Source organism: Acinetobacter towneri (assembly GCF_017498585.1).
Lineage (GTDB): Bacteria > Pseudomonadota > Gammaproteobacteria > Pseudomonadales > Moraxellaceae > Acinetobacter > Acinetobacter towneri.
In genome coordinates this window covers 2,368,967-2,391,966 of the sequence record NZ_CP071766.1, presented here as the reverse complement: position 1 = coordinate 2,391,966, position 23,000 = coordinate 2,368,967, and the positions used below count along the sequence as shown (strand labels likewise).

At 39.1% G+C, this 23,000-nt stretch carries 16 protein-coding genes; 9 read left to right on the top strand and 7 right to left on the bottom strand.

What is annotated here, in order from left to right:
* The first annotated feature begins 40 nt into the window (after positions 1–40).
* The gene (locus J4G44_RS11560; RefSeq protein WP_178867172.1) at positions 41–250 is read left to right on the top strand and encodes an NF038215 family lipoprotein; all 210 of its coding nucleotides are present in this window, start codon (positions 41–43) and stop codon (positions 248–250) included.
* Between the two features lie 75 nt (positions 251–325).
* Complete coding sequence (locus J4G44_RS11555) at positions 326–949, top strand: LysE family translocator (RefSeq protein WP_207973673.1); 624 nt, start codon at positions 326–328, stop codon at positions 947–949.
* Between the two features lie 61 nt (positions 950–1,010).
* Here the strand turns inward: J4G44_RS11555 and J4G44_RS11550 are convergent, their stop codons facing one another.
* From J4G44_RS11550 to metG, 3 genes are all read right to left on the bottom strand, one after another.
* Positions 1,011–1,988: an MBL fold metallo-hydrolase gene (locus tag J4G44_RS11550; RefSeq protein WP_180079857.1), complete on the bottom strand. Its 978-nt coding sequence runs from the start codon at positions 1,986–1,988 to the stop codon at positions 1,011–1,013.
* 46 nt (positions 1,989–2,034) lie between these two features.
* Positions 2,035–3,579 carry an LA2681 family HEPN domain-containing protein gene (locus J4G44_RS11545; protein ID WP_207973672.1) on the bottom strand — a complete coding sequence of 515 codons (1,545 nt, stop codon included), beginning with the start codon at positions 3,577–3,579 and terminating at the stop codon, positions 2,035–2,037.
* 64 nt (positions 3,580–3,643) lie between these two features.
* Positions 3,644–5,701: a methionine--tRNA ligase gene (gene metG, locus J4G44_RS11540; protein WP_207973671.1), complete on the bottom strand. Its 2,058-nt coding sequence runs from the start codon at positions 5,699–5,701 to the stop codon at positions 3,644–3,646.
* A gap of 278 nt (positions 5,702–5,979) precedes the next feature.
* Here metG and apbC point away from each other — a divergent pair, with 278 nt between their 5' ends.
* The 7 genes from apbC to J4G44_RS11505 all read left to right on the top strand — a co-directional run bounded on the left by apbC (position 5,980) and on the right by J4G44_RS11505 (position 15,992).
* Positions 5,980–7,233 (top strand): iron-sulfur cluster carrier protein ApbC, encoded by a 1,254-nt coding sequence (apbC, locus tag J4G44_RS11535; protein ID WP_207973670.1) that lies wholly within the window; start codon positions 5,980–5,982, stop codon positions 7,231–7,233.
* 371 nt (positions 7,234–7,604) lie between these two features.
* The gene (locus tag J4G44_RS11530; RefSeq protein WP_179991473.1) at positions 7,605–8,198 is read left to right on the top strand and encodes a LysE family translocator; all 594 of its coding nucleotides are present in this window, start codon (positions 7,605–7,607) and stop codon (positions 8,196–8,198) included.
* 460 nt (positions 8,199–8,658) lie between these two features.
* Positions 8,659–9,228: a dCTP deaminase gene (gene dcd, locus J4G44_RS11525; protein ID WP_004975507.1), complete on the top strand. Its 570-nt coding sequence runs from the start codon at positions 8,659–8,661 to the stop codon at positions 9,226–9,228.
* Between the two features lie 242 nt (positions 9,229–9,470).
* The gene (locus J4G44_RS11520) at positions 9,471–11,561 is read left to right on the top strand and encodes a hypothetical protein (protein WP_207973669.1); all 2,091 of its coding nucleotides are present in this window, start codon (positions 9,471–9,473) and stop codon (positions 11,559–11,561) included.
* A gap of 13 nt (positions 11,562–11,574) precedes the next feature.
* A complete protein-coding gene (locus tag J4G44_RS11515; protein ID WP_004975509.1) occupies positions 11,575–12,291 on the top strand; it encodes a hypothetical protein in 717 nt (238 codons plus the stop codon).
* A gap of 33 nt (positions 12,292–12,324) precedes the next feature.
* Positions 12,325–14,571 (top strand): DUF6160 family protein, encoded by a 2,247-nt coding sequence (locus tag J4G44_RS11510; protein WP_180044334.1) that lies wholly within the window; start codon positions 12,325–12,327, stop codon positions 14,569–14,571.
* Between the two features lie 14 nt (positions 14,572–14,585).
* Entirely contained in the window at positions 14,586–15,992 is a 1,407-nt protein-coding gene (locus J4G44_RS11505; RefSeq protein ID WP_167846168.1) for a hypothetical protein, read from the top strand.
* 58 nt (positions 15,993–16,050) lie between these two features.
* On the opposite strand, the gene J4G44_RS11500 is transcribed toward J4G44_RS11505, so the two are convergent.
* From J4G44_RS11500 to J4G44_RS11485, 4 genes are all read right to left on the bottom strand, one after another.
* On the bottom strand, positions 16,051–17,766 hold the full coding sequence (locus J4G44_RS11500; RefSeq protein WP_179988582.1) for a proline--tRNA ligase: 1,716 nt from the start codon (positions 17,764–17,766) through the stop codon (positions 16,051–16,053).
* 123 nt (positions 17,767–17,889) lie between these two features.
* Positions 17,890–20,994: an efflux RND transporter permease subunit gene (locus tag J4G44_RS11495; RefSeq protein WP_207973668.1), complete on the bottom strand. Its 3,105-nt coding sequence runs from the start codon at positions 20,992–20,994 to the stop codon at positions 17,890–17,892.
* 63 nt (positions 20,995–21,057) lie between these two features.
* Positions 21,058–22,191 carry an efflux RND transporter periplasmic adaptor subunit gene (locus tag J4G44_RS11490; protein WP_004975519.1) on the bottom strand — a complete coding sequence of 378 codons (1,134 nt, stop codon included), beginning with the start codon at positions 22,189–22,191 and terminating at the stop codon, positions 21,058–21,060.
* A 49-nt stretch (positions 22,192–22,240) separates the two neighbouring features.
* The gene (locus J4G44_RS11485) at positions 22,241–22,885 is read right to left on the bottom strand and encodes a hypothetical protein (protein ID WP_131261508.1); all 645 of its coding nucleotides are present in this window, start codon (positions 22,883–22,885) and stop codon (positions 22,241–22,243) included.
* Between the last annotated feature and the right edge of the window lie 115 nt (positions 22,886–23,000).

Below are 23,000 nucleotides of genomic sequence, written 5' to 3'. Positions count from 1 at the left end.
CTCGAACTATAAATATAAATAGAAGAACAGGAGAAAAATCATGTCATTCTTTTCTCATCAATGGTGTTCTGTATTTTTGCTTGGTGTGGTTGTGGGTTTATGTGGATGTGATGCCGCAAGTGTGCAAAAGACACAAACTCAAAACTCACAAAAAATAGAAACGCGCGGCATGATTATGGTGGGCATGCCTGTACATGAACATGACTATCAATTGGTTACGACATCCAGTAGGAAAATTGCCAAGAAATAATTTGATCAAATAGTACAACCATGCAGTAAAAATTGTAAAATAATAGAATCGATTTTGTTGTGTCGGGTGTTGGTTTTGGAATCCTTGCTTATATTAGGTTCAATTGCGGCAGCATTAATGCTAGGTGCAATGAGTCCTGGGCCTACCTTTATTTATGTGACAAAAAATTCCATAGCCATTTCACGTAAGCATGGTTTATTTACGGCTTTAGGCACGGGTACGGGTGCCGCAATTTTTGGTTTATTGGCGGTAATGGGGTTGCAGGCTATTTTATTGGCAGTGCCTTCAGCATATTTTCTGCTTAAAATTTGTGGTGGTTTATATTTGTTGTTTTTGGCTTATAAAATTGTGAAGCATGCCAAAGCGCCTATTCAAACCAATCTTGCGGATGGGCAGCAAATGTCGCTTCGCCGTGCGTTTACTACAGGTTTAATTACGCAGTTATCTAACCCTAAAATTGCAATTGTCTTGGCGAGTATTTTTACGGCTTTGTTGCCTAAAGAAATTCCGAACTATTTTTATGTGGTGCTGCCAATTCTGTGTTTTTTTATTGATGCAGGTTGGTGTTCATTGGTTGCAGTGGCTTTGTCTGCAGAAAAACCGCGTCAGGCTTATATTAAGTTTAAGGCTATTTTTGACCGTGCAGCAGGGGCGGTAATGACAGTATTGGGCTTAAAATTAATTTTTGGGATGAAATGATGCAGCAGAAAAAAGCGACAGAGAAGGTCGCTTTTTATTGCCTAGAATCAGCTTGTTCAGCTTAATCTTTAAAATGTACAGGAATCCATTGATAGCTTTTTTCATCCGCAGAGTAAATATGTCCAATGCCGGGGAACGGTAAATGTGGAGCGGCAATGGTTTGTCCATTTTGAGCAAAATTTGCAAATTGCTTTAAACGTGTTTGAACCGCTTTTTTCGGGTCTATGTCGTATTCAATTGCCGTTTCAGGTTTATCAAATTGCACAGTATGTGAATGTACGATATCTCCAATAAACACCACGTTTTCATCTTTGGTTTTTAGCTCATAGCTAAAATGCCCTGGTGTATGTCCTGCCGTATTAATGACTTTAAAGCCCTGAATGTCATCTCCGAGTTTATAGGTTTTAAAGCGTTGTTTGGATTGGTAAGGCGCAATCGCTTTTTTAATTTTCTCAACCGTACCTGAGTAATTGGCTTGTTTTTCTTTCGGTAGTTTTGTTGCTTGTTTCGGATCTAACCAATATTTTGCTTCATCATCAGATACATAGACTGTCGCATTAGGGAAATTGGCAACGCCATCTTTACTGATTCCACAGACATGATCGGGATGTAGATGTGTGAGTAGAATGGTATCGACTTGTTCAGGTTGATAGCCTGATGCTTTTAGGTTCGTTAAAACTGAACCTAAATGAGCACCAAAACAACTCGCTGCACCGCTATCCACTAATACTAGAGATTTTCCTGTATTAACGAGGAAGGCATTGACGGAGGTTTGTACGCCTTTCTCTTGATCTGCATAGTATTTCTTTAAAATCTCGTGAACTTCTTGTTGTGGAATGTCTTTAAACAAGCTTGGTGACATAAAGTTTGTACCATCGAGCAGGGCTGTGATTTGTACATCATCTGCTTGGTATTGGTAATAGCCAGAGACTTGTTTTTGTTGTTCAATGACTGGTAGGGTTTTGCTAGTTTCTGCATGGGCGAGTAAAGGAACGCTGCTCAAGAATGAGATGGAAAGGAGTAGGACTGTTTTTTTCATTTATAAATATTCTCAAAATTTATTGAATGGTCTACTTTTTAACATGCTATGGAAAACCGTTAAACTCTTTTTTGTGAATTGTTATTTCAATAGAAGTATCTTTATCATCTGGTATTTTTTGACGTAGATCCTCAACAATTGCGAATACACTTGAAAATATAGCTGATCTTGTAAGCTGAATTAAATTAAGCAAACTACTTTCAAATTCACTAATTTTTACATAAGTGTGAGTTGAATCGTTCGATAGTTCAAAGTTATCAGGGACTAAGAACAAAATATGATGCTCAAGCGAATTTCTCCAAGTTTTATAGAAGCCAAATTGCCCATTTTTTTCATTTAAATCACAGATAAGACTGTTAATTGCGATTAAAGCAAAATTTTCTTTTTCTTCTAAAATTTTTTTGTTGTCATACCAAAAATTATTGAAAGCTGTATTAGGTCTAGTTTTAAGAGAAAAATACTGACATAAAAAGATTGCCAACTTATCCAAGATTGAAAAACACAGTCTGAAACAAGCTCTAAGTTTTTCTGTCCTAATATTAATAATTTCTCTATCATTTAGTTCAGAATAACCACTTTCAAAATCATGGCTAGAGCTATCAGAGAATTTAGATTCATATAGCATCAATCTCATCAACGAAAACTCAGCTTTTAATCTATTTAAGTATTGTTCATATTGAAGAATATTAGTCGATGAAATTATATTTTGAAATAGAGTTAAATTATCTCTTTCATTTGCAATACATGAGCAATACATGCCATGAATATTTAAAGTTAAAGATTCTACTATACACCATTGTCTAAAATGGCTCATTGAGGAATATTCTTTTTGAGTTTCTATTTCATCTTGATCTATATTTTCAGAGTTTAGTTGGTTGTTTAAGAATCTACTTTTATGTAAGTAGAAAGGTTTCCAATCAATAGGTACTAATTGGGATTCACAAGCAAAATCATAACCTTTGATAATTTCAATGATCATCTTATTAGTTCTATGATTTAATAGTTCATCAATTTTTTCTAAACACGAGCTTCTGTTGAGCCAAGCTTGAGGAAAAATTGTATTTTGATTTATTACTAAATTATAAAGCTGTAGCGCTTCAGAAAATCGAAATTGTTGTTTTAGAACATTAGCAAGATTAATTAAATTTTGTTGATATAACTCATAGTGTTGTTTCTTATCGATTAATTTAAATGTCTTCCAATATAGATTTTTTACCTCATTAAATAATTCTATATTTTTGAAATTTACTCTTTCATTTGAATGACCGCAGTCATTTGCAAGAGAAAGCTTTCCATTAGCTAAATTATAAAAAAAATTTATATTAAAATTTTCTTCAAAATATTCAGAGTTTTGCTCTAAAATTTTTATTCCTTTTGAAATTGCATCTATATTTTTTAAATATGTTCCAACATCAATAAAGTGGCCTGCTAAATTAAAGTACAACTTTAATACAATACTGTTTTTATCATATTTATCCAACGCATTTAATGTTACTTCACAACCTAGTAGAGCATCAGACCATTCATCTTGATCAATATAGTTGGAAATAGCATTTATCGTTTCGTTAATTTTTTGTAGTTCCAGTTTCATTTTGAATTTTTTATAAAAAAGCCCTACTTGAATATAGCAGGGCTTTTTATAAGTGTCTAAAATCTTAAGAAACTTTATCGCCTGCTTTAGCACCAGATTCAGGTGAAATCACCCAAACGCCGTCACCATTACCCGCTGCAAGTACCATACCGTTAGAAATACCAAAACGCATTTTACGTGGTGCAAGGTTTGCAACCATTACCACGAGTTTGCCTTTTAAGTCTTCAGGTTGATAAAATTCACGAATACCGCTAAACACGTTACGTGGCTCAGCTTCACCTACGTTTAAAGTCAATTGAAGCAGCTTATCAGAACCTTCAACGGTTGCAGCCTCTAAAACTTCTGCAACACGTAAATCAATTTTGACAAAGTCATCAATCGTGATAATTTCCGCTTCACCGACTTTTGGTTCTGCTTTTTTCTCTTTGGCTTTTTCTTTTTTCTTTTCCGCTTTTGGTGCTTCAGCAGGGGCGGCTAAAGAATCTTTAGATGCATCCACCATGGCTGCTACAGCTTTCGGATCAACACGTTGCATCAATGGTTGGAACAATGCAATCTCATGACCGATCAGAATTGTTTCACGAGAAGCGAAATCGAAAGTATCTAACTGCAAGAAAGCTTGAACCTGTTCAGCCAAGGTTGGCAGTACAGGCGCAAGATAAATCGCCAATTGACGGAATAGGTTAATCCCTACAGAACATACGTCATGAACTTGCTGTTCTTCGCCTTCAATTTTGGCTAAAGCCCAAGGCTTTTTCTCATCAATATATTGGTTGGCGCGGTCAGCAAGCGCCATAATTTCACGAATTGCCGCAGAGAATTCACGCTCTTCGTATGCTTTGGCAATCGAGTCACCTGCAGCAATAAAGCTTTGTACTAACTCAGGTTCTGCACAGCTCGCACTTAATTTGTTATCAAATTTGGTGTTGATGAATTTGGCACAACGGCTGGCAATATTCACCACTTTACCTACAAGGTCAGAGTTTACTTTCTGCACAAAATCATCCAGATTTAAGTCTGAGTCTTCAACTTTGTCAGACAGTTTTGAGGCAAAGTAATAGCGTAAATATTCAGGGTTTAAATGCTGTAAATATGTTTCTGCTTTAATGAATGTGCCGCGAGATTTCGACATTTTTTGACCATTTACAGTTAAGAAACCATTTACAAATAAACCTGTAGGTGTGCGATAACCCGCACCATCTAACATCGCAGGCCAGAATAAAGCGTGGAAATAGACGATGTCTTTACCAATGAAGTGATAGACTTCTTTGTCTGAATCTTTTTTCCAATAATCGTCAAAATTTAGGTCAGGGCGTTTGGTTTTTACGTAGTTTTCAAAACTCGACATATAACCAATTGGTGCATCAACCCAGACATAAAAATATTTATTTGGTGCATCTGGAATTTCAAAACCAAAATATGGCGCGTCACGTGAAATATCCCAGTCATTCAAGCCATTTTCAAACCATTCATCTAATTTGTTGGCGATCGAAACTGGCAAACGACCTTCATCGCGCGTCCATTTTTGCAAATATTCGCCAAAATTAGGCAATTTAAAGAAGTAATGATCTGATGATTTTTCTACTGGCGTTGCACCGCTCAAAGTCGATTTTGGATTAATCAGCTCAGTCGCGTTATAGGTTGTGCCGCAAACTTCGCAAGAATCGCCGTATTGATCTTCCGCTTTACATTTCGGGCACGTGCCTTTAATGAAACGATCAGACAAAAACATGCCTTTTTCAGGATCAAATAATTGCGTAACAGGACGCACAGCAATATTGCCTGCATCACGGTTTTTGACATAAATTTCGCTGGCACGTGCGCGGTTGGTGTCGCTATGCGTTGAATCATAATGATCAAAATGCACACCAAAACCGTCAAAATCGCGAATGTGTTCTTGTTGCACATTGGCAATTTGCTGTTCAGGGCTAATCCCGTTGGCTTCGGCACGCAGCATGATTGCTGTACCATGCGCATCATCCGCACAGACATAAGTCACGTCATGTCCCATTGCACGCATGGCGCGAACCCAGATATCTGCCTGGATATAACCGAGTAAGTGACCCATATGGATCGGACCATTGGCGTATGGTAGGGCGTTAGTGACTAAAATTTGACGCACGGATATAACTCTCTCAAATAGGGACGATGCAATTCGGGCAATTTTACCTTAGATAGCACATAGATGCACAAGGGATTCCAGGAATTCTTTTCAAATCCGCTTAGAAGGCTAAATACAATATCGAAACAAGCTCTTGGTCTGCATTTGAAGATAAATCATGTCAAAAACCAAGCAATATACTCAGAATTAAGTATTTCAGTGATAGCACGACTTAACCTTATACTGAATTATCGTTACACTATCAAAATCGCGGTATTTCCAAACTTTGGAGTAAATCTATGTCTTGGCTTTCTTCACTTAAATCAGTTTTTTCACCTTTGCATACGGTGAATGAGGAAGCTATTCAGCACGTGCTACAAAGTTATATATTGCCTGAATCTGAACATGCTTTAAAAGATCGTATTTCTCAAGTGAATGTGCAAGGTGATATTCTGCAAATCACCATCAATACTTATCCTGAAGAAAAACAACATTTACAACAAATTCATGATGAACTGGCAGATGCTTTAGAAAAATGCGGCATTAAAGAACTGAATATGCATGTGATTCAGCAGAAATCTGGACAGAAAAAAGAAAGTTGTGGGCATCAACATGCTGAAGATGAAAGCTGCGCAACATCGACCACACAGACTGCAACATCTCATTTACCACCGGTGGTCGATGCTGCGGGCCAAAGTTCAATGCAAGAAGCCGATCCGAATAATCCACCGATTCAAAAAGCTGCGCCACACCAACGTGATGTGCCGAAACATCCGCGTATTCAAAACGTAATTTTGGTATCTTCAGGCAAAGGCGGGGTTGGAAAATCTACCACTACAGTAAATTTGGCTTTAGCTTTGCAAAAGCTCGGCTTAAAAGTTGGCGTATTGGATGCCGATATTTATGGTCCAAGTATTCCGACCATGCTCGGCAATGCTGGCAAAACTCCAATGATTGAAGCTGAGCAATTTGTACCATTGGATGCTTTTGGGATGCCTGTGTTATCCATCGGACATTTAACAGGTGACCACAATACACCTGTAGCGTGGCGTGGACCAAAAGCCACAGGTGCATTAATGCAGCTCTTTAATCAAACTTTATGGCCAGATTTAGATGTGTTGATGATTGATATGCCACCAGGAACGGGGGATATTCAATTGACACTTGCACAGCGTATTCCTGTAACGGGAGCGGTGATTGTGACTACACCACAAAATGTTGCCTTAATGGATGCTGTCAAAGGCATCGAACTATTTAATCGTGTGCAAATCCCTGTCATGGGCGTAATTGAGAATATGTCGACGCATATCTGCTCAAACTGCGGCTACGAAGAACAAATTTTTGGTCAAGGTGGTGGCGATAAACTGGCAGAACAATATGACATTCCGTTACTTGGGCGTTTACCATTGAATGTCAGTATTCGTGAAAATGTCGATGCAGGTACGCCGTCAGTGATTGCAGGCGATGATGCTGCCGATAGTTACATTGCGATTGCTCAGCAAATTGCAAAAAAACTGCCTAAAGCTGAAAAAGATCAGAATCGTATTTTCTAGTGAGGGATCTCAGCTTGGAATGATTGCAGTTGCAGTCATTAAGTTATCATTCTTTAAATTTTGACTGATTCATCTTTAAAAGCTAAGTCACAATATTTTGAAAATTTGGCTCACTTCGGTGAGCTATTTTTTTGATTAAAAAATACACAAGCATCTGATTTAATGGTGTTTAATCTCTAAATACCTTAAAAATGTTAAGATAAAATGACTTATAAGTTACCATTTAATTAAAAAATATTTTTTATATAAGTGATTGAATAAAATAATAAATTTAAAATGTTAAACTGATCAAGAATTTGTCTTACAAAATACTTTTTGCCAATTGCAATGAACTATTTTAATCTGCGCTCATTCAGTAGTGAGGTCAATGCATGATTTCATGGTTTTTTATCGGTTTGGTGATCACAATTTTATTGACACCAGGGCCAACCAATACCTTGCTTGCATCATCAGGTATTCAGGTTGGTATCCGCAAATCTTTCCGATTAATTCCAGCAGAAGCATTGGGTTATTTGATTTCTATTACACTTTGGGGCGCCTTAATTGGTACGGTGTCTACTCATCTCCCGTTGTTGCCCACCATTCTAAAATTATTCAGTGCAAGCTATATTATTTTCTTGGCGATTAAATTATGGCGCACGGCTAAAGTCGAGCAAAGCTTTAATCAACCTACGATCCGTGCGAGTGAGCTATTTTTAGCGACTTTACTGAATCCTAAAGCATTGTTGTTCGCCTCTGCAATTTTCCCAACGATTGCATGGGTAAAAGCAGACTATTATGTGGCACACATGTTGGCATTTTTATGTTTAATCGTGCCGATTGCTTTTTTCTGGACATTTATTGGTTCGGTGCTCGCTAAAAATAAAATTAGCTGGCTCAATCAGTACAATCTACAAAAAACAGCTTCTATTGTGTTGCTGAGCTTTTCAATTCCTTTAAGTTATTCGGCTTTGTTGAGTCTATAAAGCCAACGTTGTATCTAAAAGTTGTATCTACTGGAAATAGGGTCTGTTGACATTTCATAAATGGCTTGCGCTGTAGGCTAAAACTGAGCAGATCAGGCATGAAACGCAGGGAATAGTGGGTCTATTGCCAAGTTTCATAACGCAATCTGAGAAAGTTTTAGCCACATGAGCGAGAACAAAGCATTGCTTTGTTTGCTGCGCAAGGGGACAAGCATATTTTTTGCTGCTATTGCGTTATGTGCCAGTCATTTAGAATGACTAAATTTCCTGTCCCATGCCTTATATCAGCTAAAAAACCTTGCGAGATATATCTCTCATGTCGCAAACATAGACGAATTGTCAACAGCCCCTAATCATTGCACTTAAAAAAGCGATGTGAGGGAAACGGCTGGTTTTCATTAACTTAGATTTCAGTTAAAGTACAGCACAGTTAAACATTCATATTTTGGATAGAAAATAAATGGCAATTAAGTCTGATCGTTGGATTCGCGAAATGAGCGAAAAACACGGCATGATTGAACCGTATGCAGAAAACCAAGTTCGTTTTGATGAAAATGGCGAAAAACTCATTTCTTATGGTGTTTCTAGCTATGGTTATGACGTACGTTGTGCACGTGAATTTAAAGTCTTTACCAATGTTCACTCAGCAATTGTCGATCCAAAAAACTTTGATGAAAAAAGTTTTATCGATATTGAATCAGATGTGTGCATCATTCCGCCAAACTCGTTTGCCTTGGCGCGTACCGTTGAATATTTCCGTATTCCACGCAATGTATTGACAGTATGCTTAGGTAAATCGACCTATGCGCGTTGCGGTATTATTGTGAATGTCACGCCACTCGAACCAGAGTGGGAAGGTCATGTAACTTTAGAGTTTTCTAATACCACGAACTTACCTGCGCGTATTTATGCAGGCGAAGGTGTGGCACAAATGTTGTTCTTTGAATCAGATGAAGTTTGTGAAACCTCGTACAAAGACCGTGGTGGTAAATATCAAGGGCAGACAGGCGTGACCTTGCCTAAAGCATAAGTGATTAACCCATCACAATTTTTCTGTTGAACAAGCGAGCCAATGTGCTCGCTTTTTTTCATTCATCGGAAAGCTGTGCTGTTTAGCCAGTTTGTTTTGCATTTGCATAAATATTCAGCATAATTAAATATGAGAATGGTTTGGCATAATCACGTTTTTAAGGATAAAAACACTCAAATAAATAGCCAAGCTATAGATAAATAAAAGAAAGATGCGGAGCATCAGATAAAAGGAAGGTCGAGATGACTGAACACGCAATTACTTTCCCTTTTCGTAAGCGTTGCTTAGCCACTGCGATAGGCTTATTTTTGACGAACCCGAGTTATGCTTTACAAGCACTCTCCGATGACTCTTTGTCAAATACCACAGGCGAAGGGGTTGCTTTAGTCCTTGATGACTTCAAAATGGTGTTTCAGCAACCGAATAATCTATCTACAGGGTCGAGCTATGCACGTGGGTTAGAAAACCCTAGTCAATATGATACGGGCTTTATTCGTATTATCCCGACGGGGGAGAATTATGTGCAGTTGGCAGAAAGTGCATACCATACGGTTTATAACAATACTTATAATCAAAGTGTTTTAAAAGGTAAGGCTGAGCATAAATATAACGAAACTTACCGTTCAACTTATGAACAAACCTATACAAATCAATATTCAACTTTGTATCAAGAATATACTAAAAATATTGAAGCTGATGTTGACGCGAAAAAAGAAACATTTACATTTGATGTTCGTGAAGGTTTTTTTAATAATGAGACACTCAAGTATTATTACAATCAACGTCTTGCAGACTATAGGGATGGGACTTCGGGGATTGGAAAGAGTTTAAAAAAAGATGGAACTACTGCATATACCACACGACCAGTTAGCGAGGATCCAACTGGCGTTTTAAAGTATGAAAAGAAAGCAAAAGAATATGCTATTACAAACACTTATGAAATGCTTGATCTTTTATATGGGAGTCGGTCGGCAGAAGCTAATAATGATTTATTGAATTCTGATTTTTATAAAGGGCTTGGCAACTTTACTCGAGCAGACCAAGTTGGCTCACAAGTAGACACATTAATACAGGCTGAAATAACCAAAGAAACAGCATCGGCTGATATTCGGGCTAAATATAATGCGAGTCAACTTGCAGAAGATACAGCCAAGTCTGCTGTGGCAGAAATTTATGCTCAAATTATACAATCGGCTGAACAGGCAGCGGCAATTGCTGCATCGGGTTCTCCTGTGCAATCATTAAGAACCAAAGCAGATGTCTTTATTTATGGTTTAGCCTTATCTAAAAGTGATAACTCATTAAGCAGTCGTTATAGCAATCAAGGCTTTAACTGGGGTTCAGCAGATAACCCATGGTTATTCCGTGCAGGCACAGAAAAAGTTAAACAATTTAAAAATGTAGAAAAAGATGTTGGTTATTTAGCACTAGAGGCACCACTCGCAACTACTACGCCAACTGAAAGTGATAATAATATTAAACTGGGCTTTTGGACTGATATTTTTTCACGTCAGTTGAACTCAAGTGCAGAGGTGGATCCAAGCACTGGGGCGCCAAAATCTGGTTTAGATAAAGAGCACCGTTTACGTACTCAGTTTGTTGCCAATGGTTTAAGTCTAAATGGTTCACAGACCCGAATATTTCAGACTTTAGACTCGGATAACCCAAATCATCATCAAACCTTGGGTATGGCAAGTGTATTGCGTTTAAATACCAATGATAATCCTGCGAATTTAAGTTTCACAGATTCAAACTTAGACAGTAAAGGGATCCGCATTAGTACAGCAGCGAAATCAGATACTTTGGATGGAACGGCGGTCACACCAGCAATAGATGGTTCATTGGCACCAGTTTTTCATGATACAGAGGGTTTGTATTTATACAGTCCGAATATCAATTTAGTTTTAGGGAATATGTATCAGCCTTTTGTGGTTGGTTCTGAGGGCAATAATATTGTGCTAGAAGTAACACGTATTCCGAATGTTCCTGAAATTTACAATAAAATTTATCAAAATTATGAAGATGGAAAGGGTGGGTATTTAGGTTCTACAGCATTTACAGGTTCTACCTGTAATGTGGTGAGTTGTGGCACACCGCTAAAAGCCAATGTCAATGACAGTGCTGCGATGTATCAAGGACGTAATGCGACGCATAGTAGTATTGCAATTGGTACTGTAGAACGCTTGCCAAATAATATGTTGCGTGCCAAAGATCATACGGATGCCACAGGTGTTGTATTTAAGGGTGTAGATGGTACTGCTAAGAATCTAGGTTCAGTTGCAATAGATGGTGTGCTGATTCAGCACCTTAAATTTAAAACAACAGGTCTATAAAAGGAGAATCATCATGTTGAAAAAACTGTCTTGTATTGCATTGATGTGTAGTCCTTTGACCCATGCCAATTTAATTGCACTGGAAAATCATGAATTAACGCAGGCTACTGGTCAAGGTGGAGCAGACCTCAGTTGGACGTTATCGTTAAACCATGAATATGCCGAAAATTTAGAACTCAGCAATATTTCTAAATTTAATGGTGGGACTAAACCTACAGAAGTTTATTATCGCTATAGTAAAAATTGTGCTGACAATAATGTGCTTTGTCGTTTAGCCATTGCACCCAATAACCATGAAGATAATAACGGCAATAAAAAATGGCTGGTATTTAAACAAATTCAGGGCACCATACAAATAGATAAATTTTCTTTAGATGGCACGACTATTATTAATCATAAAAATGACCCACAAACGGCAATGCAGCTTAAGTTTTATGATGATAAGCCATTAAAAATAAGAAATTTGGGTTTTGCAACCATGGCGATCGAAACAGGTACAGGGCAGGGAGCAAATGAAGGTTATGCAAATTCAGAGGTATATACCAAATTTCAAGGAAGAAATTATCAACAAGATGGTAGTTATAACTTAGTTCAGCAAGATGTACCTTTGTTTGATCAGGGCGCTGAAAAAGGATTTATGGGCTTAAATATTCACGGCAATATGCACATGTCTGGCAATGTGAAAATATTTAGCTACAACTGTACAGGTTCAGCAGCAAGTCGTTGTTGAATATAGGATTAAGTACAGTATAGGGAAATAACAATGAAAAAAATAATGCAGTTGAATTTATTAACATTGAGCGTACTTTGTGCGCAACAAGTGTATGCTTTAGAGCTGATTGCAGACCAGCATTTGTCTGATGTAAGTGGGCAAGATGGTATTGTAATCACCCATGAAATGTCTAAAGCCACGATTAATCAAGTCAATTGGTATGATCCTGATTTAGTGGCTGGAACTCAACAGGGTTTAGGCTTACATAATGTAGAAATTAAAGGACAGAATAACCAGCCTATTATCAGTAAGCTTGCTTTAGATGTGGGGAAAACTGATGTTGGCGCAGGTGTGCGTATCGATGCGAGTATTGATGCTTTTCAATCGACTGCAGATTTAAACTTGGTCAAAAAAAACTGTGTCGGAAATAGTTGTACTAAAGAAACACAAAGCTTGGGTCAGTTCGGCTTAGAAACTAAATCACCTTTAAAAGTTTTATTAGAAACCAAAGCAGGTTTATTCAATCAAAATGAAACGGCACATTTAAACTTCCAGTTACAGAATGCCAAAATTAGTCATGGTTTAGGTAAGCATGAATTATCTATGCATGATTTTAACTTTAATTTTGCGACTGACGGCTATATGTACATTGATGCCGATGAGGGATTGGTCTTTACCACTAAAAATGGCACCACCGACCATTTTGTGAATCTTGGACGAGTGAAAGACCTGAGTGATGTTGCTAGTAGCCGACAAAATGCAACTAACCCTGGGGTCAATATTGACTTGCGTTATGATGATAAAAATTTAATTCGCTTTGGTGCATCAGGTGCGGTAAGCAATGCGAAATTGTTTTTTAATGGGCATCAAAAAAATGTTGCCAATTTTGACGTTTCGAATAAGGTCAATGGTGTAATTGAAACTAAAAATACCGCAGTTACAGGCTACGATACTGTGGTGGGGCAAGGTGGTTTGCATTTGGGCTTATCTGCTGATTTTACCAATCAAAATACGGCAGGCTTGGCTGCAGGGCAATTACCAACAACCTTAGAAATTGGGCACACAGGAAAAGGCAGTTATGCGGTTGAGTTTTCGAATTTAAGACCGCTAACCACACGTGATGCACAAGGTAATTTACACAATAAAAATGCCTCTATCGATTTTGGCGATATTTATATTAATACCGTACAAGCGAAAAACCTCAATTTTTTAGTCAATGAAAATATTAAAAATACCATTGGTGCAACCAGTCCTATTTTAAACCAGTTGCTATCGAGTAAGCTTGAAGGTGACCAGTTCTCACTGATCGCTGTTCGTGGTATGGACTTTCAGTCTATTGCAGCCAAAGCTAGAATTATTTCTGACAACTCTTTAAATGAATTGACAGGAGATGGTGGTTCTTGGGGTATTGGGATTCCAATTTATAATTTAAATGCCAATGTGGCCTTGTCGGGTAAACAATATCTGTCACCTTATGATGGAACGAACAAAACTGGAATTGGTTATAACGCTATTGTTTCTACCGAAGGTTATGGCATTGATTCAAAAACAGGCTTACCAAGTACCACTTCTATTATCTTAATTGACGGGCAAGACAGCCTGCATGCTGGTGAAGCTGTCAACTATTATGCTGGTTTAAGAAATATTGATGCATTAATTCAGTCCGACGGTGTGATTGGTTATGAAGATGAAGGGATTTATATTCGTGCAGATCATTTATTAGTTGCAGCAAAAGCAGAGTTAGCGATTGGACAATTACCAGGTTCGAAATACAACTGCGTCACAGGATCAACTAAATGCGGTAGCTTTATACCTTATGATAATTTCTCTAAGAAAGATGATGTGTTGACCACAATCGCTTTTAAATTAGATGGCAATGGTGAGTTGTTGGTGATTCCTGGAATGGATCCTACCGATACTAATCCGAACTCAAACTTTTTGTCTTTTGATGCGAACTTTAAGTTTAGAAGTCTAGATAGCACAGAACAGGCTGATCCGAAGAATTTAGGTAGTTATTTTAGTTTGATTAATGAAGATCAAGTGAATAATGAAACTGTTCAAACGTCTTCTATTAACTTGAATCGTATGGAAGGTCATTTAGGTGTCAAAGGAAAAGTCGTCGTCAGTGCAGATACGGTCACTTTAGACAATCAAGTGAAATTTAATTATAAAAATGATATTGCTCAACCCTTTAAAACAAACTTTGCAATGTCTACCAATGGCAATATGCAGAAAATCGCATCTGTCGCACTTACAGGTGGAACCATGCGCAGCACATTGGGCATTACGCCACGCTAAAGGATAGAAATAAAATGAAAAAAACAATTTTAGTTGCATCTATTTTAAGTACAGCTTTTTCATTCAATTCTGCTCAAGCGATGCAGGCTTTAAATGATGATCAGTTATCTCATGTACAAGGTCAGGCACTTTTGAACCTGATGACTGCGACAGATCAATCGCAAGGGTTAAATTTTTATAAACTAAGTGTTGATGCACTCATGGAGCTTAATGCCAACATTAAAACGCTACAATTAGGTTGTGGCGGTGTAAATAACGCGATTGGTGGTAAAGCGGGATGTGATATTGATATTTCTAATATTTCGTTAAGTGGTTTGAATGAATCCTATGATTCAACAGGTAACCCAAAGTTTAATGGTGAACGTGCGGGTACCAGTGCACAAATTACCAATCCATTTATTGAATTTGCGATTAGTGGAAATAGTGCGTCAACACGTGAAGTGGTTGGTTTTCGCTTAGGTGCAGAAGAAATTTTAGGTCTACTGACTTTGGGTACAGATAACGTGCAAAACCCAAATGACGGGATTAAAAGTTTCAGTGGTTATATGAAAATGGCACAAACGCAAGGGCATTCATTTACTAAAGAAGCTAAATTTGGTAATGCCTCTGACCAAAAAATTAGTGGGATACTGACTGCGTTGGGGCAGGATCGTGTCTATACAAGTAAACCTGGCGCAGAAGGACATACTGGGATTACCGTTCCATCGATGCGAGCTGATTTTACGATGCCTGAAACAGTAGTGACTGGTCAGCGTATGGAGTCCGCTATAGTTACGGGTATCCGTTCAACATTAGCTTCTATTCCGCTAGCGGCAACAGAGTCTGGGACATATACTGGTGATGTAAATGGAACACCTGACTTTTCAAAAGACCAGTTATATGTCACATTTCCTCCTTTATTGTTTGGTTCTGTTGGTGATCACTCATTCTTTAAAATGAGTAAGGGTTCTACATTAGAAAATTTGAATATGGATATTACTTTTGTCCAAGCCCTAAATATGATTCACAATATTCCTCTGACAGGAACAGGTGGATATTTATCTTTACAAAGCAAGCCAGTGCAGTGGATGGGTGCAGATGAAAAAGATATTGCACAACAAGGTTGGTGGATGTCGTTTAAGGAACCAGTGCAATTAGGTTATTTGGCAACTGCGGATTTGGTAGATGTTTCTGCAGTACTACCACAGGTCGCAAAAGCATTAACTTCTGAGTTAATGCAAGATAAGCATAATGTAGATGTAAGTTTGTTAGAAGCATTAGGTTCATTGGCTGGTACACCAATCGAGCGTAAAATGAATATCGATGTTGGTAGTTACACAGGATATTACACGGGTCAACCAGCCAGATTAACACTTAATAATCAGGTTTTACAAAACCAAAATGTTACCCCTAACTGTTATGGTGGTATGAAATTCTGCTAATCCCAAATGAAAAAAATCCCGCAACTTGTGCGGGATTTTTTATACTCAGTCTTCAATCTTATTTGGCAATTTTGATGAGTAATTCTTCTTTCGTTAGGTTGCTAGATTCAGCATCACGACGACCTTTATATTCAAAAGTACCTGCATCTAAACCTTTCTCACCAATCACAATACGGTGCGGAATACCTGTAAGCTCAAGGTCAGAGAATTTCACCCCAGGACGTTCATTACGATCATCCAGTAATACATCATAACCCGCAGCTTGAAGTTCAGCATAAAGTGCTTCTGCTGCTTCTAATGTGCGAGGTGATTTATGTGCGTTCATTGGTACAATCGCAATTTCAAATGGTGCGATGGCTGCAGGCCAAATAATCCCTTTATCATCAAAATTTTGTTCAATGGCAGAGGCAACGACACGTGTGACTCCAATCCCATAGCATCCCATGGTAACAGTAAACGGTTTGCCATCTTCACCTAATACTTTGCAGCCCAGCGCTTCAGAGTATTTAGTACCGAGTTGGAAGATATGACCGACTTCAATACCGCGTTTAATTTGTAGAGTTCCTTTGCCATCTGGAGATGGATCGCCCTCAACGACGTTACGTAAATCGTAAACTTCAGTATATTGTGCATCGCGTTCCCAGTTCACACCTGTTGCGTGTTGATCAACTTGGTTTGCACCTGCAACGAAGTCAGACAGTACTGATGCAGCACGGTCTACAATCACAGTTATGCCTTTTTCAACCAAACCTTGTGGACCAACAAAGCCAGCAGTTAAACCTAACGCTGCAATTTGTGCATCGGTTGCAAAAGTAAGTGGTGCTGCAATCTGTGGATGCTTTTCTGCTTTAATTTCGTTGAGTTCATGGTCACCGCGCAGGAATAATGCAATCACAGGCACTTGACCTGTTTCATCTGCAACACCTTGAACCAAGAGCGCTTTGACTGATTGGTTACTATTTGTGCCTAAAAATGCAGAAACTTCCGCAATGGTTTTTTGGTTTGGTGTATCCACAATTTTGAGTTCTTGCGTTGCCGCAGCACGTTCACCCACCAAAATAGCTTCAGCCATTTCAATATTGGCTGCATAATCAGATTCGGTAGAGAAGGCGATATCATCTTCACCACTTGAAGCTAGAACGTGGAATTCATGTGAACCTGAACCACCAATAGAACCTGTATCTGCCTGTACTGGGCGGAAGTCTAAACCTAAGCGCGAGAAAATACGGCAGTAGGTGTCGTACATCACATCATAGGTTTCTTGTAAAGAAGCTTGATCGGTATGGAAAGAATAAGCATCTTTCATAATAAATTCGCGTGAACGCATTACCCCAAAACGTGGGCGAATTTCGTCACGGAATTTAGTTTGAATTTGATAGAAGTTGATTGGCAATTGCTTATAGCTTTTTAATTCATTACGCGCCAAATCGGTAATGACTTCTTCATGTGTTGGGCCAAGTACAAAAGGATTGTCGTGGCGATCTTTAAAGCGTAGTAATTCAGGACCGTATTGCACATAACGCCCTGATTCTTCCCAAAGTGAGGCAGGCTGAGTGACAGGCATAAAAGTTTCTAAAGCACCTGCGCGATTCATTTCTTCACGAACAATGGCTTCAACTTTATTTAGCACACGCACACCCATTGGCAGCCAAGTATATAAACCTGAAGCCAATTTACGAATCATACCCGCACGTAACATCAGCTGGTGAGAAATCACCTCGGCATCGTTTGGGGTTTCTCTTAACGTAGCAAATAAAAAGCGACTCGCGCGCATGGAAACTGTCCTAAAAAGTGAAGCGTTAAATGGATTTTTTTCAAAGCCAGATTATACAATAAAAATCGGGCTAAACTTGCGTTAAAATTTAGCCCGAACGATTGTGTGACTTTGCGTGAGATTTTAAGAAATCAGTTTACGCGTTTGGCGTAACATAAAATTCTTAAAATCATCTAAGTAAGTGAAAATGACAGGTACGACCACCAAGGTGAGTAGGGTGGATGTAATTACACCGCCAATGACTGCATGTGCCATAGGCGCACTTTGTTCGCCGCCTTCACCCAAGCCAAGTGCGAGTGGCACCATCCCCATCACCATTGCACTGGTGGTCATTAAAATAGGGCGTAAACGGGTTTTCCCTGCAGCAATAATTGCATCATAACGTGACTCGCCCTGATCCATGGATTTTTTAATAAAATCAATCAGTAAAATCGCATTTTTGGTGACCAATCCCATCAGCATAATAATACCGATAATAGAAAACAGGTTCATGGTCGAGTTAAAAATAAACAGTGCCAAGAATACTCCAATCAACGATAAAGGTAGGGAAGCCATAATTGCTGCGGGGTGAATGAAACTGTTGAATTGCGAACCTAAAACAATATAAATAAACACAATAGACAGGGTAATTGCAGTCAGTGCATAACCTGCAGATTCAGCCATGTCAGCATTGGCGCCTTGAGTGTCGAAGCTATAACCTGCGGGTAATTTAAAGTTATCCTGAATTTTTTGAATGTCGGCACCAATGTCCCCTGCAGGACGTCCAGCAGTGTTAGCTTCGACCAAAACTTCACGGGCCAAATCACGGCGGTTGATTTGCGCTGCACCTAAACTTTCTTCAAACTTCGCCACACTTGCTAGAGGCACTAAAATATTTTGTCCATTGGCATCGGTTTTTTGTGAAGTTAAATACATATTTTGCACATCGCTCGGCAAGCTACGATGGTTTTCTGTAAGGCGAACATTGACATCGTAGGTTTCGCCACGTTCATCTTGCCAAGTGGTGACATCATCCCCCGCAATCAGTGGGCGGATAATATTGGCAATTTGATTTACCGATAGCCCTAAATCGCTGGCAAGGACACGGTTAATATGAACAGCTAATGTAGGTTTAGGAGCTTTTAGCGAGCTTTCTAAATCGACAATACCATTCACCTGAGCAATTTCGGTCATAAAGCGGTCAGAGATTTTTTGTAATTCTGCTAAATCAGGGCCTTTAATAGACACCATCACAGGTTTTTGCCCACCAGAAACCGTTTCATCGGCAGATGCGACAGAGGTAATGGTGATGCCTGCAATACTTTGTAGACGCTGGCGAAATTCGTTATTGAGTTCGGTCAGCGTTTGTTGACGTTCATTACGCGGGCTGACAGTTACACGCAAGTTAACATGATTTTTCCCGCGATCTGTCACGCTGTTAATGGCTCCGTAAGTCGCGCGAACTTCAGGGTGTTGACGGATGATTTGATCTACTTGTTTTAATTTTGCTTGTGAATATTCAAGTGAGGCATCCACAGGTGTTTCAAATTTAATCCGAATCTCACCTTTGTCGGGTACAGGTACAAACTCCGTACCAATCAGTTTGGATAATCCGAGTGCTGCAAATAATGAGCCCACTGCAATCAATAAGGTAATAACGCGAAATCGTAGTGCTAATTTTAAAAGTTTTTCATAATGATGGCTTAAATTGTCGAGTTTGTTAGAAATCCAGTTTAAGAAGCGTTTTAACCGTCCAGGTTTTTTATTCGGATTTGCTTTTTCTGCCCAGTGTGCAGAAAGCATTGGATCCAGCGTAAAACTGACAAACATGGAAATCAGCACGGCAGTACTGACGGTGACACCAAATTGATAAAAAAAGCGTCCGATAATGCCGCCCATAAATGCCACAGGTAAAAATACCGCCACAATGGTTAAGGTGGTTGCTAAAACTGCTAAGCCAATTTCTTTAGTACCATCCAAAGCAGCCGTGACATGGTCTTTACCCATATCTGCATGACGCACAATATTTTCACGAACCACAATTGCATCATCAATCAATAAGCCAATACTGAGCGAGAGTGCCAGTAAGGTCATCATGTTGATGGTAAAGCCAAATGCCCAAATAAAGGTGAGTGTGCCGAGTAGGGCGATTGGCAGGGTCAATCCTGTAATAGCGGTAGAACGGAATGAACCAAGAAACAACAGTACAATCAGGACTGCCAGAATCGCACCTTCAATAATGGTACGTGCTACATCACGGATACTGCCACGAATCCCTTTAGAAGAATCCACCACGACTTTTGCAGTCATGCCAGCAGGCAGTTGGGTTTGAATACGTTCTAAGGTTTTATAAGTGTTATCTACCACTTCAATGACATTAGAGTCTGAACTACGCAAGATATCGACAGCAACCGCAGTTTGCCCATTTAAAAATGCACTGGTTTCCAGCTCTGCCTGACTGTCTTGAATTGTGGCAACTTGTTTTAAAAAGATTGGCGCACCATTTTTATTGGCAATAATTAAATCGCCAAAAGCCAGAGGATGAATGACTTTGGATTGGATTTCGACCACCAATTCACTATTGGCTTGTTTGAGTGTGCCGCCAGGTACTTCAATATTTTCAGCTTTGAGCGTGTTGATGACCTGATCTACACCTAAGCCAAAACTCATTAACTTTTGTGGATCTACCTCAATCCGAATTTGTCGCTGTGCATCACCCAATAAATTAACAGTTCCGACACCAGACACAGTGCGCAGTTGCGGTACAACTTGTTGATCTAAATAGGAACTTAAATCACGCAAAGACATTTGTGAGGATTCAAACACAATCGACATGACTGCATTGGCAGTTGGGTCGTAGCGCTCCACCACAGGGTCTTGAATTTCATCTCGAAAGCCTGCACTGACAGACGAAATTTTATCGCGTACATCTTGTGCCGCCACTGCCGAAGGAACATCTAAATTAAACTCGGCAATAATAGTAGATAACCCTTCACTGGATTGTGAAACCAGTTGTTTGAGTCCAGAAATGGTGTTGATCTGATCTTCCATTTTCTTGGTGATTTCAGATTCAACTGTTTCAGGTGATGCACCCGGATAACTGGTATAAACCACTACAAACGGAAAATCGACGTCAGGAAATTCTTCCACGCCCATACGTTGCCATGAAGCCAAGCCAAGCACCATTAGACAAAACATCATCATGATGGTAAAAACGGGATACTTGACGCTAACTCGGGTAAACCACATAACAACGATCCTGATTTTTTATTTATTGGACATCTGCACTACTGCATTGAGATGAAATTCAATTTATTGAGGGTTATTTTGAATGATCACCTGCTGCTGAATTTGATCGGGGTTGAACACCACTCGACTGACTAGATCACTGCTCTGTAAGCCTTGAATCACAGCAGTATTGTCACTATAGCGCTGTTCTAAAACTGTGATATCCACGCGGGCAATTTTTTGATCTCGAATCACCCAAACATAAGGTTTGTTTTGGATATCGTGAATGGTATTGAGTGGGATGATTTGCCCTGAAATTGTCGTGTTCGCTAAAATATAACCATCCACAAATGCCCCAATACTTAAAGAGGGAAGACGCTCAAGCGGGGTTGCAAAAAACTCAATTTGACGACTGGCTAAATCTGCCACTGGGGAAACGCGGCTAATTTGTGCATTAAATGTGTTTGCTTGCCCTTGGAGTTGATATTCAATTTTTTGACCAATTTTGAGTGCGGCTTGTAAGTCGCTTGGTAATTTCGCTTGAATTTCTAATTGGTTCGGATCGACGACTTCAAATAAGGTTTGTCCTGCAGCCACAGTTTGCCCAGGCTCAACTTGACGTTGGGTAATGACACCATGAATTGGACTGGTAATCGTGCCATCTTGATCGGCTTTTAGTGCAATATCGACATTGGCTTGTTGGGCGCGTACATTTTCCATTTGCGCACGATAATCTAACTGACTTTGCTCATATTCCACTTGTGAAATAAAACCCTGATCGAGCAAACGTTTTTTTCGTTGCATCATGTTGCGGGCTTGGTTGGCTTGCGCTTGCGTTGCAGCTAAATTGGCGCGAGCTTGTGCTAAACGCGCAGCATTATCCTGATTATTTAAGCGTAGCAAGGTTTGACCACGTTGTACGCTATCTCCCACTTTGACATAGACTGAGGTTGCTGTGGCAGTCACCTGTGCTTGAATACTGCTTTGATTCACAGCACGCACTGTGCCTGTAAAGGCAGTTTTACTGATTGCGCTGCCTTGTTGTGGTGTCACTAAATCTTGCTGAATGAGTTCAATTTTTTCTGATACTGTTGTTTTATTTTCAGTTTCTGTTTTTTGGCAGGCACTCAGCAAAATACATAAACCGATTGCACCGATACGAAAAATGGGTAAATGCTGCCGATTAAACCTAACTGCGATACGCTGTGCAATGTGCATGCATATTTGTCCTTATTGATTGCCAAAATGACAAGGTAATTCAAATCAACTATTCAAGTGCTTTTAAGCGAGTAATAATTCTGTCGTATTCTGCTTGTGTATTTCGATAGCTTGTTTGTAAAGATTGAATCATATCTTTTTTAAGCTCGATGTTTTTTAAGTTATTGTCCAAATTGGTTTTTAGTTGTGCAGGCACAGGTTTGACCTTGCGTAAATATTCCATTTCTTGACGTTTAAAAGTAATACGGTCGTTTTGCAACTGTTTGAGTTGTTCTTGTTGGAAAATAATTTGCTTTTTAATATGCGCTAAAGCGTTATTACGTTTGGTGATTGCAGTTTGACTATTGGTATAGGCGTTTTTCAAACGCTGATCAGATTCCATTTGATACGCTTGAGCAGCACGTTGTGGGGCTTTTTTAATATCCGTTTCGGTGTTGTATGGACGTGCGCGCTGAATTACTTGCATGTTACGGTCTAATGCTTCATAACCATGACGAATATGATTAGGTGTCACATTACTACTAATATTTGCAACGCCATGTTGATCATAATAGCGATACCACACCGCTTTGTTCTGGCTGTCAGCCATGAGTGGGGCAGAGGGCAATAGCAGTAACGCAAGCATGCCCAATTTGAGTGACTGCTTATTTTGTTTTAATTTTACAGCGAGTGATTTTGCAAAAAAAGTGCTCACGTTGTCCCCCACAATAAAGTTGACTAAATTACTTAAATTACACGTAATAATAGTGTTATATTAGATCAAAATTAGGAATTAAAAAAATACAACCGATAAAAAAATATCAATGGTC